This window comes from Mesobacillus sp., assembly GCF_047739415.1.
Lineage (GTDB): Bacteria > Bacillota > Bacilli > Bacillales > Cytobacillaceae > Mesobacillus.
The window spans coordinates 1-13733 of sequence record NZ_JBIQOE010000240.1 but is presented as its reverse complement, the minus strand read 5'-3'; the positions used below and the strand labels follow the sequence as shown (position 1 = coordinate 13733).

Sequence of the window (13733 nt, the reverse complement as noted above, 5' to 3'; positions counted from 1 at the left end):
TTATTAGTAATTGAGAACGCATATTTTTTTGATCTAAATGTTCTCTATCTAGAACAAATTAAGTTTTAAGGTGGGTTAATGAGCAATGAATAATACAAAAAAAGGAATTGCCAAAGAAATCAATATAAAAGAGATTTTCTTAATCGTAAAAAAACGTCTTTGGATCATTGCCATTATAACTGCCCTGGCATCAATTGCTGGATATTTATATGGGGAAAAGGATATCACACTTCTATATCAATCTTCGGCCCGGATTATTATAGGAAAAGAAGCTGACATGAATACACTGCAGGTGATATTGAAAGATCCAGTAGTATTGGAGAAGGTCGTTGAGAAACTGGACTTGAATCGAAGTCCAGAGTCTTTGGCTAATCAGATTAGTGTAGGAATTATTGATAGTTCAAAGGTTGTAAATGTAAAAGTGATCGATAACAATCCCAATAGAGCAGCTGATATTGCAAATACAACAGCGGAGGAGTTTAAAAAAGAAATTAGCAGCCTTTTAAACTTTAATGATTTAAGGCTTTATTCCCCCGCAAAAGTAAACTCCAACCCAATAAATGAGCAAGAGAATAAAACAGGAATTATAGGATTGGTCTTTGGTCTTTTTGCAGGAGTTGGATTTGTTTTCTTCCTGGATTCCTTAGATGACACGATTAGATCCAAAAAAGATGTAGAGGATATTCTGGAGCTTCCTGTATTAGGAAGGATATCGAAAATGAACAAAAAAAATATCCAAAAACAGAGTATTCATCAAATAGATTTTCCGCGAGGTGATACCGGTGTTCCAAAGTAAACGTAGAGCAGCAGCTGCAAGGCAAAAAAGGAATTTGGTAGTTTACTCAAACCCAGATTCAATTATTGCTGAACAATTCAGGACACTTCGCACGAATGTACAGTTCCTAAATGGTGGCAAAAAAAGCACCTTGCTTTTAACTTCACCAAGTTCAAGTGAAGGAAAGTCAACTGCTGCCGCGAATCTTGCAGTTTCTATGGCACAGCAAAAGGAAAGCGTACTGTTGGTTGATGCGAATTTAAGGGATCCTCATATTCATTTTATATTTAAAATACCCAATGAAAAGGGATTGGCAGATGTCCTAACTGGCCAGGCAGAACTTAAAGATGCAGCATACCAAACCGAAATCGGAAACCTTGCTATTTTGACAAGCGGCCAGCTAGATTCTAACCCAGCTGAATTACTCGGTTCAGAAGCCATGGAGAAGTTATTTCAAAAGGCACTAGAGAATTACGATGTGATTCTGATCGATTCCCCTCCAGTGCTGGAGGTAACGGATACAAAGTTGTTAGCCAATAAAAGTGATGGTGTAATACTTGTTATAGGTGAAGGAAAAACAGCTATTGAAAAAGCGACAGAAGCAAAGAAGGCTCTTGAGTTCGCTAAAGCAAAAATCTATGGCGTCATATTGAATGAGATGAAGTAATAATTTTTTTTACCACTATTGTTCGTTATTGAGAAAACAATGTTCTTTTTATGGTGATGTCTCCTAGCCGTTATCAAAGGAGGCACTCGGTCATGCTGTGGGTTGAATAAACCTTAGACGCTCTGGTCGTCGGGAGTGTGATGTGAGGGGGGGTTGAATGCCCCGTATTTATTATAAAGTCTTTACTTATTTGTTTTCTGAAAAGAACGAATAAGTAAAGACTTTATTTTTAAGGAGGATACATATGAAAGAAATAGATAAGTTTCCGAAATCGATAAAAAAAGCAGTACGCTACATAAAGCAAGACGCCAGCAAAGAAGAGTTGAAAGAAATAAGAAAGCTGATCGACTATGCCATTATGCTGCGGAACGTGAGGTTAGATTAAAAAAAGGGAGGGAGGAAAAGCATGACCTATAGGCAAAGACTTTCATTATTTATCCTTATTGATTCTGCAATTGTCCTAACGGCGATTTTCATTAGTCATTTACTCGTGCGTGGGACAATTGTTACTTCACCGTTCTTTTATTTAACTAGTGCCACAGCCATTTTATTAAGCCATCATTTATTTTCTTTTAAATTCAAGCTTTATAAAAAAGCCTGGGAATATGCAAGTGTTGGAGAACTGATTATCATCCTGAAGACGGCATCAGCCTCAATCCTGACGGCTGGTGTATTCCAAGTAGTCATTCTCAATGAAATTTTCCTAAGGCGGTTGTCGGTAACGTGGCTGCTTTTAGTATTGATTATTGGCGGCTCACGGTTTTGCTGGAGAATTTACAGGGATTTATATTTGAGTCGTTTAACTTTTAGCAAAAGGACATTAATTATTGGTGCAGGTTCTGCAGGAACTATGGTTGCAAGGCAGTTGCTAAAAAGTAAGGAATCTGACCTCCAGCCTGTTGGTTTCATCGATGATGATGCAAAAAAGCATCATCTGGATATTATGGGAATCCCAGTCCTGGGCGGAGTTGGAAAAATTGATGTCATTGTGAAAAAATTCAAAATTGACAACATTGTCATTGCGATTCCTTCGTTAAGCAGGAAGGAACTGAATAGCATTTTTAAAGAATGTGCAAAAACGGATGCTAAGACGCAAATCCTGCCAATGCTTGAGGATCTTATGACCGGCAAGCTGTCTGTAAACCAATTTCGCGATGTCCAGGTTGAAGATTTACTGGGGAGAGATCCGGTCGTGTTAAACGATGACAAAATTTCTGAGGATATCACAAACAAAGTAGTGCTTGTAACTGGAGCTGGAGGGTCGATTGGTTCAGAAATCTGCAGGCAGATCGCTCAATTTAACCCTGAAAAATTAGTTCTCTTAGGACACGGTGAAAATAGCATTTACTCAATTGAATTGGAACTGAAAGAAAGTTTTCGAGATTCAGCCATAGAGTTTATTCCTGTCATTGCTGAAATCCAGGATGCCAAAAAAATGTTGTCCGTGATGGAGACCTACCAGCCGGATGTTGTCTATCATGCCGCCGCCCATAAACATGTGCCTTTAATGGAGCGCAATCCAGAGGAAGCAGTAAAAAATAATATGATTGGCACGTTAAATGTCGCAAATGCTGCAAGCTGGCATGGAGTGAAAACATTCGTGATGATTTCATCCGACAAAGCTGTCAACCCAACAAGTGTGATGGGCGCAACAAAGAGGCTTGCCGAGATGATCGTACAGCATATGGATGAGAGCAGTAATACAAAGTTTGTTGCGGTAAGGTTTGGTAATGTTCTCGGCAGCCGGGGAAGTGTGATTCCTCTCTTCAAGAAGCAAATCGAAAAAGGCGGTCCTGTTACTGTGACGCATCCAGAAATGGTACGTTATTTCATGACAATTCCAGAGGCATCAAGGCTGGTGATTCAAGCAGGAGCTCTGGCGCATGGAGGAGAAATCTTCGTCCTTGATATGGGTGAACCCGTAAAGATAGTAGACCTGGCCAAAAACTTGATAAAGCTATCTGGTTATTCTATAGAGGAAATCGGAATAGAATATACAGGAACAAGACCTGGTGAAAAGCTATATGAAGAGCTTTTGAAGGATGATGAAGTGGGAGAGCATCAAGTGCACCCAAAAATATATGTAGGAAAAACGTCAGAATTATATATATCCGAGATAGAAGAGATTATCGGCACTTTCTCAAGTATGGAAAAAGAAGAATTGAGAGATCGTTTGTTAGCATTAGCTAATAATAGGTTTGCCGACTCTCCGGTTTTGTCAATTTCAGTTTAGGGGTGGAAGTAGATGAAAGTAAAAAAAGCGATTATCCCAGCTGCTGGCCTGGGAACTAGATTTTTGCCAGCCACAAAAGCGATGCCGAAAGAAATGCTGCCGATTGTTGATAAGCCCACTATTCAATATATTGTTGAAGAAGCAATTGAGTCAGGAATTGAAGATATTATTATAGTTACTGGGAAAGGAAAAAGAGCGATTGAAGACCATTTTGATCACTCCTTTGAATTGGAACAAAACCTTTTAGAAAAAGGAAAATTCGAGTTACTAACTGAGGTCCAAAAGTCTTCAAAACTCGTTGATATCCATTACATTCGCCAAAAAGAACCAAAAGGACTTGGCCATGCAATCTGGTGTGCCCGAAAGTTTATCGGGAATGAACCTTTTGCGGTTCTCTTAGGTGATGATATTGTTCAGGCGGAAATACCTTGCCTCCAACAAATGATGGAACAGTATGAAAGATATAATGCTTCAATTCTTGGAGTGCAAAAAGTCAATCCAACTGAAGTATCAAGATATGGAGTTGTAGATGGAAACTGTATTGGCGACCGATTTTATAGTGTCAGCAGTTTAGTAGAAAAACCAAAGATAGAAGAGGCTCCTTCAAACCTTGCTATCATGGGCCGCTATATTTTGAATCCAAGAATATTTGATATCCTGGACCAGCAAGAACCGGGTGCTGGCGGAGAAATTCAGTTAACGGATGCCATCGCCGGCTTGAACGAATATGAAGCGGTTTATGCTTATGATTTTAAAGGCACCAGATATGATGTTGGTGAAAAAATGGGCTTTATTAAGACTACGATTGATTTCGCTTTACAGCGGGATGATTTACGTTCTGATCTGTTAGACTACTTTTCTTCGATTTTAAATCTTGAAAAAGCTAGGCAGAGTTAAACTTATGGGTACAAAAAAGCGGATTTTACTTTGTGCGACAGTTGATTATCATTTCAGTGCCTTTCATTTGCCTTACATGAAATGGTTCAAAGAGCAAGGTTGGGAGGTACACGTTGCTGCTAAAGGTGATTTGGAACTCCCTTTTGTTGATCAAAAATATGATTTGCCAATACAAAGGTCGCCATTCCGCCTGCAAAACATGAAGGCCTATCAGCAATTAAAATCAATCATTAACCAAAATGATTATCAAATCATTCATAGCCATACACCGGTTGGCGGAGTGCTGGCCAGACTTGCATCCAGGACAGCACGGGAAAAAGGAACAAAAGTATTGTACACAGCTCATGGTTTTCATTTCTGCAAAGGATCACCAGCAATAAACTGGCTAATCTATTATCCTATTGAAAAATGGCTGGCAAGGTATACCGACTGCCTGATTACTATTAATGAAGAGGATTTCAACAGAGCAGAACAGCATCAATTCAAGGCAGGTCGTATTGAACATGTCCATGGAGTTGGAGTAAACACAGAAAAATTCAGGCCTGCTGAAAAAGAATATAAAAAGGAATTAAGAATCGCCTACGGCTACAACGTTGGCGATTTTTTAATGTTTTACGCTGCTGAATTCAATAAAAATAAGAACCAGCAATTGTTAATTCGAGCCCTGGAACAAATAGTAGATGAAGTTCCAAAAGCTAAGCTGTTATTAGCAGGAGAAGGTCCTTCATTACAGGAGTGTCGCAAATTGGCCAAAAAGCTTGGTGTGGAAGATCATGTTCATTTTCTAGGATTCAGAAAGGACATAGAACAGTTGCTGCAAATCTCTGATGTAGCGGTTGGATCCAGCTTTAGGGAAGGTCTCCCTGTGAATATTATGGAAGCCATGTCATGCGGGTTGCCAGTTATCGTCACAGAAAACAGAGGACATCGAGAACTAATTACAAACCAGCAAGAAGGCTGGTTAATAAAAGAGTCTGACCCACTCATGTTTGCGAAGAAGATGAAGCTGTTAGCAAAGGATCCAGCTCAAAGGGCAGTAATGGGATCCAATGGACGAAGGCTGATAATAAATAAATTCAGTACAAATAAAATACTCCAAGAAAAGAGCGCAATATACAAACCATTTATGGCAGAAACGGAGGAGTCGCAGTGGGCAGTCCTTTAAGAATTTTACATGTAGTCGTCAACATGAACCGTGGCGGGGCAGAAACACTGCTGATGAATCTTTACAGAAATATCGATCGGTCAAAAATTCAGTTTGATTTTTTGACCTGTAAAGAAGGGGTGTTTGATAAGGAAATAAACGAATTAGGAGGAAGGATATATAGAATCCCTTATGTTACGGATGTTGGTCACTCGAATTATCTCAAAGCATTGAACGTTTTTTTTATGAATACCTCGCAATACCAGATCGTTCACTCACATATGGATAAAATGAGTGGATTTGTATTACGTGCCGCTAAAAAGGCAGGAGTTTCTGTAAGAATCGCTCACAGCCATAGTACAAGGAGTGAAGGCGGGGCAGCGGCTAGAATATACAAATTGTATGCAGGAACAATGATTCCAAAGTATGCTACTGATTTTGTTTCATGTTCTAGAGAAGCTGCAGAATGGCTATTTGGGAATAAAGCTGATAGAACGATTTTCTTGAAAAATGGAATTGATTTAGAACAATTTAAATATTCTCTGAAGGTAAGGGAATCGATTAGGTCAGAATTAAAAATAAAGGAAGATCAGTTCATAGTCGGTCACGTGGGCAGATTTTCAATGCCGAAGAATCATTCCTATTTATTAGAGGTGTTTAAAGAATTTCTGTCTTATAGAGAAGAGGCCATACTTTTGTTAGTTGGAGACGGTCCACTGCTTCCCCAGATCAAGCGGAAAGTAGAAGAGATGGAACTAACTAAAAATGTTAAGTTTCTTGGAAGCAGATCAGATGTTGAACAGCTTCTCCAGGCATTTGACATTTTTCTGTTCCCTTCTGTCTTTGAAGGATTTCCAGTCTCAGTAATTGAGGCTCAGGCCTCAGGTCTTCCTTGCCTTATCTCCGATTCTATAACTAAAGAGGTAGATATGGGAATAGGGTTAGTTCAGTCTCTATCTCTCAACAATAAAAAACTATGGGTGAACAGAATGCAGGACGTAAAAAGTAAGCACTCTATCCGGAACAGTAACTTAAACTCACTGATTTCAAAAAATGGCTTTGATATAAGGGATTCTTCTGATTTTCTTAGAAAATTTTATTCTACTGTTACAGGGGATGTGATGAATGAAGAAGTTAACGGTATTTACGCCAACATACAATAGAGCATATTGTCTGAGCAATTGCTATGAATCGTTAAAAAGACAAACCAATAAAGACTTCATATGGTTGATTATTGATGATGGGTCTACTGATAATACGAAGGTCTTAGTTAGTAATTGGCAGACTGAAAGCTTAATAGAAATTCAATATATTTGGCAAGAAAACCAGGGGATGCATGGAGCGCATAATACAGCATATGAACTAATCGAAACTGAATTGAATGTTTGTATCGATTCTGATGATTATATGCCTGATGATGCAGTAGAAAAGATTTTGGGACTGTGGGAGAGAGAAGGAAGCGAGAATGTGAGTGGTCTAATTGGATTGGACTCTTTTACTGACGGGACAGTTATTGGGTCAAAGTTGCCTGATAATCTGAAAACTTCAACGCTGTTCGATCTTTACTATAAATATGGTGTAACTGGAGATAAGAAGTTAGTTTATCGGACAGAATTAACTAAAAAATTTCCATACCCAATATTTAAAAATGAGAAATATGTAGGGCTGGCATACAAGTATTACAAACTTGATCAAGAATATGAAATGCTCCTAATGAATGATGTTTTATGTTGTGTAGAATATTTACCTGATGGTTCTTCACTTAATATGTTAAAGCAATATCGGAAGAATCCAAAAGGGTTTGCGTTTTATCGTAAGGAATTAATGAAATTACCTTTTGTTAATTGGAGATTTAGATTTAAGCAAGCGATTCATTATGTTTCCAGTACTCTTTTAAGTAATGAGTTTAATGTTTTAAGAGAAACACCTCACAAAATATTGACAACAATTGCTTTCCCTTTTGGTGTGCTGTTATTTGTATTTATTTCATTTAAAACTCGTACTATATAAATATGGAAGGAATAAAATATGACCATTTTATGGTGGAACCTTGCAGTTGTCTTTGTCTTTTCGTTCTTCAGCAGATATTTCGCCAAGCCTGCACTTTCCCCGGTATCCATCACGTCTATTTCTTATAATAAAGTATTCGCACTTGGTGCTCTTTTGTCACTGGCGTTAGTAGGTGGCCTAAGATCCAATATCGGGGATACATACTTTTATAAGTATGCCTACCAATTAAACGATTTTACATGGGCCCAGGTAAAGGAAAAAGAAAATATAGGATTTTGGATTCTGCAAATGTTTTTAAAGAGAATATCAGATGATCCACAAATATTGATATTTACCGCTGCAGCAATTACCAATGTTCTAATCGTACTCATATTTCTTAAGTACTCGAGACAGTTCGAGCTCAGTACATTTGTTTATATTACAGGTGGATTATTTCTTGTTTCCATGAACGGTCTAAGACAGGTGCTTACAGCAGCGATTGTTTTTACGGCTACCAAATTTATTATCAGTGGAAATTTTTTTGCATATGCATTAATTGTGTTTTTTGCTTCTACATTTCATGAAAGTGCATTAATACTGCTGCCAATATATTTTTTAGTGCGCTATAAAGCATGGTCAAAAGCAACGCTAATGTTATTGGTCATTGCGGTAGTAATAGTAATAGGATTCGATCAATTTTCTTCTATACTTTTCTCAAGCTTAGAAGATACACAGTATGGTCATTATAAAAATTTCCAGGAAGGTGGAGCGAATGTAATCCGTGTTGCAGTCTTCGGAACGCCTCTTATCATTGCCTTCTTCGGAAGAGAAAAGTTAAGGGAGATATTTCCTGAAAGTGATTACATAGTCAATATGGCACTGATTGGTTTAGTTTTTATGATTGTATCAACACAGAATTGGATATTTGCCAGATTTAATATTTATTTTGAACTATATCAGCTTATTTTAGTAGGATGGATCGTAAAGCTTTTTCATGAAAAAGAACAGCGATTGATTTATTTAGGAATAATCGTTTGTTATTTTCTTTATTACTATTACGAAAGCGTAATTAGCTTAAACATTCACTATAAAAGCGACTATATCATCTTTTAAGTTCTTTATTGATAGGGGGGATAAAATGTGGTAGAAAAACATATCGACAGGGTCTTGCATGTCGTCAGCGCGATGGATCGAGGCGGGGCGGAAACATTACTAATGAATGTTTATCGAAACTTGGACAGAAGCAAGCTTCAATTCGATTTTATTGCCCATCGGAATGACCAAGGAGATTACGATAATGAAATCCGAAAATTAGGCGGAAAGATTTATAGCGTTCCCAGCTTAGGAATTGCTGGTCCGATATCATATGTTAAGAGACTAAGTGAGATCATGTCGTCAAATTCCTATATTGCCGTTCACTCGCATACCGATTACCAAAGTGGATTTCCTGCCCTTGCAGCAAAAATTGCAGGAATTCCGCATCGTATTTGCCACTCTCACAGCAACAACTGGCCAATGAATGACAGTTTTAAACAAAAGTTGTTACTAAAGGGTTTGCAATCAATCATTAAAATCTCAGCAACTCAATATTGCAGCTGCAGCCAGGAGGCTGGAGCTTTTTTATTTGGTCAAAAGGCGGTTGATAAAAATCAAGTAACAATCCTTAAAAATGGAATTGATTTGGGCCAATATCTCGATGAGACCATCACTAAAACGAGTGTGAGAAGAGAACTGGGGCTCAATCAGGATGCCAAGATTATCGGTCATGTTGGAAAGTTTTCAAGGTCTAAAAACCAGGCCTTTATTCTGCAAGTTCTCAAACAACTGGTGAAAAAAGATAAAAAGTATGTGGCTCTGCTGGTTGGAGACGGCCCACTAAAAGAGAAGATTGAACAAGAAGCAGAGAATATGGGCCTTTCCAAACATGTTCGTTTTTTAGGAGTACGCTCTGATATTCCGAGGCTGATGAAGGCTTTCGATGTTTTTCTGTTCCCTTCCATATTTGAGGGCTTCGGGATTGTTACAGTAGAGGCCCAGATAAGCGGAACTCCATGTATTATGTCGAGTTCGGTTCCCACTAGTACAGACATGGGGCTTGGGTTAGTAAGGTATTTAAGTCTGGAAGAGCATCCTGAGAAATGGGGGGAGGAAGTAGGGAAGGCGATCAATTTGCAGAAACCGGAAAAAGAGGCTTTAGTTAAAGCGCTGTCTGAAAAAGGATTCAGTATTCAACAGAATATTGAAGAGTGGATGAAGCTATACAGAGTTGGCTAGCAATTTTCTATTGGGGCGGAGTGGTAAATGAAGAAGAAGATATTGATTGCTTCATTTGATTTAGCGATAGGCGGGGTTGAACGAAGTCTAGTCGGGTTGTTGAATAGCATTGACTATCAAAAATATGAAGTGGATCTAATGCTCTTTAAGCATGAGGGCGAGTTCTTTTCGTTAATGCCTGAGGGACCTAATTTGCTCCCGGAAAATCCAGCTTACAGTACATTTAGAAAATCGATATCACAGATCATCCGAGATGGCCGATATCCTATTGCCGTTTCGAGGTTATTAGCTAAGTATATAAGCAGCATCAAAGGAAAAATGATGAGGGTCGAGGAGCCTGGATATTTAACGATCCAATATGGCTGGGAGCTTACACGTCCATTTTTGCCTGAATTAACAAGGGAGTATGATCTTGCGATTGGGTTCTTATGGCCACATCATTTCATCGGAGAAAAAGTAAAGGCGAAAAGAAAGGTAGGCTGGGTCCATACGGATTATTCCAATATTTTCATTGATAAAAAGACGGAAATGAAAATGTGGAAAAATCTGGACCGGATAGTCGCAGTTTCAGAGGAATGTTCGAACACCTTTGTAAACCAGTTTCCACATTTAAAAGAAAAGACAATGGTCATAGAAAATATCCTCTCTCAGGATTTTGTAAGACAGCAATCTGAAATTCAGAGTGCGCAGGAAATCAAAAAAGGACCAGGCAAAACCATTATAGTGTCTGTTGGACGGCTTTCTCATGCAAAAGGGTTTGACAATGCAATCAGGGCATGCAGGCAATTAGTTAATAAAGGATATGATGTTACCTGGTATGTTGTAGGTTATGGCTCACTGGAAAATGAGTTGCGTAAGCTAATAAATGAGTTAGAGCTAAATAATCATTTTTTCCTTCTCGGTAAAAAAATGAATCCCTATCCTTATATAAAAGCATGCGACATTTACGTTCAGCCCTCAAGGTATGAGGGGAAGGCAGTAACTATTCGTGAAGCACAGATATTGGGCAAGCCAGTTGTCATTACCAACTTTCCAACGGCAAAAAGTCAGGTGAAGGATGAGGTAGATGGACTTATAACGCCAGCGGGAGTAGATGGAATTGCTAAAGGATTGCAAAAGGTAATTGATAATCCTATTTTAAGAGAGAATTTGGTCAAAAATACAACGTCAATGAACTATGGAAATGAAAATGAAGTCCAGAAGATTTACAGCTTAATAAATGCATAAACGGAGGTGGATCCATGCCAATCCTTGTAACAGGCGGTGCAGGCTACATTGGAAGCCATACTTGTGTTGAACTGCTAAATGCAGGCTATGAAATCATAGTTGTCGATAATCTGATGAATAGCAAAAGAGAGTCATTAAACCGAATCAGCGAAATTACCGGAAAGAGTTTTCCGTTCTACCAGGTTGATTTATTAAATGAGCACGAGCTTGAAAAGGTCTTTATTGAAAATGAGATTGATGCTGTCATTCATTTCGCTGGACTTAAAGCTGTTGGAGAATCTGTTCGAATGCCGCTCAGGTATTACCATAATAATATCAACGGTACAATCAATCTATTAAACATCATGAAGAAATACGATGTGAATAGACTGGTTTTCAGTTCATCAGCGACAGTTTATGGAATGCCGGAAAAGGTTCCAATTTCAGAAGACTTCCCTTTAAGTGCGCTCAATCCTTATGGTCGGACGAAGTTAATGCTAGAGGAAATATTAACGGATCTTTATCAATCTGACCAAAACTGGAGCATCGCCTTATTGCGGTATTTCAATCCAATCGGAGCCCATAAAAGTGGACTGATAGGAGAGGATCCAAATGGAATTCCAAATAACTTAATGCCATTCATTACTCAAGTTGCTGTCGGAAAACTGCCAGAACTCAGTGTTTACGGCAATGATTATCCAACAGCTGATGGAACTGGGGTCAGGGATTACATTCATGTTGTGGATCTTGCGAAAGGTCATTTGAAGGCTCTTAAAAAAGTAGCAACAAGTAATGGAATTGACTCGTATAATCTTGGGACTGGAAAAGGATACAGTGTACTGGAAATGGTAGAAGCTTTTGAAGGTTCCGCTGGCATTCCGATTCCATATAGAATTGCTGAGCCAAGAGCAGGAGATGCTGCTATCTGTTTTGCTGATCCAACGAAAGCGCAAAAAGAGCTAAATTGGTCAGCCGAAAAGAATCTACGGGAAATGTGTGAAGATTCCTGGAGATGGCAATCAAAGAATCCAAATGGGTATGAAGAAAATTTAACACAAACAGCCCTAGGAAATCCGCACTTCTCTGAAAGTGGGGATTTTTTTCATGCGAAAAAATGAATGAGAAGAGGATATAGGAATGAGTGTACAAGAAACCCAGCAACAACGCTTTAAGGAATTGTTGCAGGAAATTTATATTAGGGGTCAATTATTTGAGGATATCAAAACCGAAGAATTGATTTTAGAAATCCAAGAGAAACTCACATTAGTTTTAGAAAATAAACATTAATCATAACCGTTGCTAGGGGTTGCAAAAATGAAAAGGCTCTTAGATTTAAGTTGTTCAATTTTACTCCTTGTTGCATTATCACCCATCATCTTGTTCACTGCTGTATTTGTAAAAGTGAAACTGGGAACACCAGTCATTTTTAAACAGAAGAGGCCAGGATTAAAGGAGAAGCCCTTTTTTCTCTACAAATTCAGGACAATGACGGATATGCGGGACCGTAAAGGAAAGCTACTTCCAGATAAAATTCGATTGACTCCAGCAGGACAATTTTTAAGAAAATACAGCCTGGATGAATTGCCACAGCTGATCAATGTGTTAAAAGGGGATCTTAGTCTGGTGGGGCCGAGGCCATTATTGATGGAATACCTTCCGCTTTATACTCAGGAACAGGCAAAACGTCATCTTGTTAGACCAGGAATTACCGGGTTAGCTCAAATCAGCGGCAGAAACACCTTATCCTGGGAAGAAAAGTTCAAATTAGATGTTTGGTACGTTGAAAATCGTTCCTTCCTTCTGGATTTGAAAATATTATGGAGAACGTTTTATAAAGTTATTCAATCCGAAGGAGTCACACAGCCTGGCAATGTGACAATGGAGCCGTTTAAAGGATCAAAATCTATTGTAAAAGAGGGGCATGGATGAAAATTGCCATTATTGGTCAGGGAGGACATAGCAAAGTCGTTCGAGATGTCATTAAATCCATGGAAGATGCAGAAATAGTATGCTGCCTCGATGATAAATTTAATGCTGAGTTTTTCCATGAACAGATCATGTATGGGCCAGTGAACTCTGCTAAAACAATATCTGAAGATTACCCAGAGGTCAAATTTTTTGTTGCAATTGGAAATAACAAAGTGAGAAAGAAAATTGTAGAGCAACTGGGATTTCCCGAAGAGTTATATGCAACATTGATCCATCCGACTGCTCAAGTAAGCACACAATCAACGATTGGACATGGAAGTGTGGTAATGCCATGTGCAGTTGTGAATTCAGATGCTCATGTGGGAGTGCACGCGATCATTAATACTTGCGCAGTTGTCGAGCATGATAGCAAAATTGAGAATTTCGTCCATATCTCACCGAACGCCACTTTGACCGGAAATGTCACAGTCAGAGAAGGAGCGCAGGTTGGGGCGAGTGCTACTGTCATCCCAAGTATGGAAATTGGGGAATGGGCAATGGTCGGAGCAGGTGCGACAGTGATTCATCATATTCCAGCAAACAGCACTGCAGTTGGTGTACCAGCAATCGTGAAAATAAA

At 38.8% G+C, this 13733-nt stretch carries 15 protein-coding genes; all 15 read left to right on the top strand.

Annotated features, from left to right (window positions below; translation table 11 throughout):
• Positions 1 to 85 precede the first annotated feature (85 nt).
• Positions 86 to 796, top strand: coding sequence for a YveK family protein (locus tag ACH0QE_RS18930; protein WP_415802037.1), 711 nt, complete (start codon positions 86 to 88; stop codon positions 794 to 796).
• Entirely contained in the window at positions 783 to 1442 is a 660-nt protein-coding gene (locus ACH0QE_RS18925; protein ID WP_415802036.1) for a CpsD/CapB family tyrosine-protein kinase, read from the top strand. Before ACH0QE_RS18930 ends, ACH0QE_RS18925 begins: the two co-directional genes overlap by 14 nt.
• 244 nt (positions 1443 to 1686) lie before the next feature.
• Complete coding sequence (locus ACH0QE_RS18920; RefSeq protein WP_415802035.1) at positions 1687 to 1827, top strand: hypothetical protein; 141 nt, start codon at positions 1687 to 1689, stop codon at positions 1825 to 1827.
• 21 nt (positions 1828 to 1848) lie between these two features.
• Positions 1849 to 3675, top strand: a complete 1827-nt coding sequence (locus tag ACH0QE_RS18915) for a polysaccharide biosynthesis protein (protein WP_415802034.1) — start codon at positions 1849 to 1851, stop codon at positions 3673 to 3675.
• 12 nt (positions 3676 to 3687) lie between these two features.
• Complete coding sequence (galU, locus tag ACH0QE_RS18910; RefSeq protein ID WP_415802033.1) at positions 3688 to 4572, top strand: UTP--glucose-1-phosphate uridylyltransferase GalU; 885 nt, start codon at positions 3688 to 3690, stop codon at positions 4570 to 4572.
• A 4-nt stretch (positions 4573 to 4576) separates the two neighbouring features.
• Positions 4577 to 5737, top strand: a complete 1161-nt coding sequence (locus tag ACH0QE_RS18905; protein ID WP_415802032.1) for a glycosyltransferase family 4 protein — start codon at positions 4577 to 4579, stop codon at positions 5735 to 5737.
• Entirely contained in the window at positions 5722 to 6879 is a 1158-nt protein-coding gene (locus tag ACH0QE_RS18900; RefSeq protein ID WP_415802031.1) for a glycosyltransferase family 1 protein, read from the top strand. Before ACH0QE_RS18905 ends, ACH0QE_RS18900 begins: the two co-directional genes overlap by 16 nt.
• The gene (locus ACH0QE_RS18895; RefSeq protein WP_415802030.1) at positions 6842 to 7726 is read left to right on the top strand and encodes a glycosyltransferase family 2 protein; all 885 of its coding nucleotides are present in this window, start codon (positions 6842 to 6844) and stop codon (positions 7724 to 7726) included. The genes ACH0QE_RS18900 and ACH0QE_RS18895 overlap by 38 nt, the downstream gene beginning before the upstream one ends.
• Before the next feature lie 18 nt (positions 7727 to 7744).
• Positions 7745 to 8818: an EpsG family protein gene (locus ACH0QE_RS18890; protein WP_415802029.1), complete on the top strand. Its 1074-nt coding sequence runs from the start codon at positions 7745 to 7747 to the stop codon at positions 8816 to 8818.
• Positions 8819 to 8890: 72 nt separating this feature from the next.
• Entirely contained in the window at positions 8891 to 9979 is a 1089-nt protein-coding gene (locus ACH0QE_RS18885) for a glycosyltransferase family 1 protein (protein WP_415802038.1), read from the top strand.
• 27 nt (positions 9980 to 10006) lie between these two features.
• Positions 10007 to 11206, top strand: a complete 1200-nt coding sequence (locus tag ACH0QE_RS18880) for a glycosyltransferase (RefSeq protein ID WP_415802028.1) — start codon at positions 10007 to 10009, stop codon at positions 11204 to 11206.
• A gap of 14 nt (positions 11207 to 11220) precedes the next feature.
• Positions 11221 to 12303, top strand: a complete 1083-nt coding sequence (gene galE, locus ACH0QE_RS18875; RefSeq protein ID WP_415802027.1) for a UDP-glucose 4-epimerase GalE — start codon at positions 11221 to 11223, stop codon at positions 12301 to 12303.
• 19 nt (positions 12304 to 12322) lie between these two features.
• Positions 12323 to 12472 carry a hypothetical protein gene (locus ACH0QE_RS18870; protein WP_415802026.1) on the top strand — a complete coding sequence of 50 codons (150 nt, stop codon included), beginning with the start codon at positions 12323 to 12325 and terminating at the stop codon, positions 12470 to 12472.
• 27 nt (positions 12473 to 12499) lie between these two features.
• On the top strand, positions 12500 to 13114 hold the full coding sequence (locus tag ACH0QE_RS18865) for a sugar transferase (protein ID WP_415802025.1): 615 nt from the start codon (positions 12500 to 12502) through the stop codon (positions 13112 to 13114).
• Positions 13111 to 13733 (top strand): acetyltransferase (locus ACH0QE_RS18860; protein ID WP_415802024.1); only part of this gene is annotated, 623 nt, incomplete at its 3' end. The genes ACH0QE_RS18865 and ACH0QE_RS18860, both read left to right, overlap by 4 nt.

Bases quoted from the DNA above. Each gene is read 5' to 3' on its own strand.
- ACH0QE_RS18895 (WP_415802030.1), top strand. From the start codon at position 6,842: ATGAAGAAGTTAACGGTATTTACGCCAACATACAATAGAGCATATTGT.
- ACH0QE_RS18905 (WP_415802032.1), top strand. From the start codon at position 4,577: ATGGGTACAAAAAAGCGGATTTTACTTTGTGCGACAGTTGATTATCAT.
- ACH0QE_RS18930 (WP_415802037.1), top strand. From the start codon at position 86: ATGAATAATACAAAAAAAGGAATTGCCAAAGAAATCAATATAAAAGAG.
- galE (WP_415802027.1), top strand. From the start codon at position 11,221: ATGCCAATCCTTGTAACAGGCGGTGCAGGCTACATTGGAAGCCATACT.
- ACH0QE_RS18915 (WP_415802034.1), top strand. From the start codon at position 1,849: ATGACCTATAGGCAAAGACTTTCATTATTTATCCTTATTGATTCTGCA.
- ACH0QE_RS18865 (WP_415802025.1), top strand. From the start codon at position 12,500: ATGAAAAGGCTCTTAGATTTAAGTTGTTCAATTTTACTCCTTGTTGCA.
- ACH0QE_RS18890 (WP_415802029.1), top strand. From the start codon at position 7,745: ATGACCATTTTATGGTGGAACCTTGCAGTTGTCTTTGTCTTTTCGTTC.
- ACH0QE_RS18885 (WP_415802038.1), top strand. From the start codon at position 8,891: ATGGATCGAGGCGGGGCGGAAACATTACTAATGAATGTTTATCGAAAC.
- ACH0QE_RS18880 (WP_415802028.1), top strand. From the start codon at position 10,007: ATGAAGAAGAAGATATTGATTGCTTCATTTGATTTAGCGATAGGCGGG.
- ACH0QE_RS18870 (WP_415802026.1), top strand. From the start codon at position 12,323: ATGAGTGTACAAGAAACCCAGCAACAACGCTTTAAGGAATTGTTGCAG.
- galU (WP_415802033.1), top strand. From the start codon at position 3,688: ATGAAAGTAAAAAAAGCGATTATCCCAGCTGCTGGCCTGGGAACTAGA.
- ACH0QE_RS18920 (WP_415802035.1), top strand. From the start codon at position 1,687: ATGAAAGAAATAGATAAGTTTCCGAAATCGATAAAAAAAGCAGTACGC.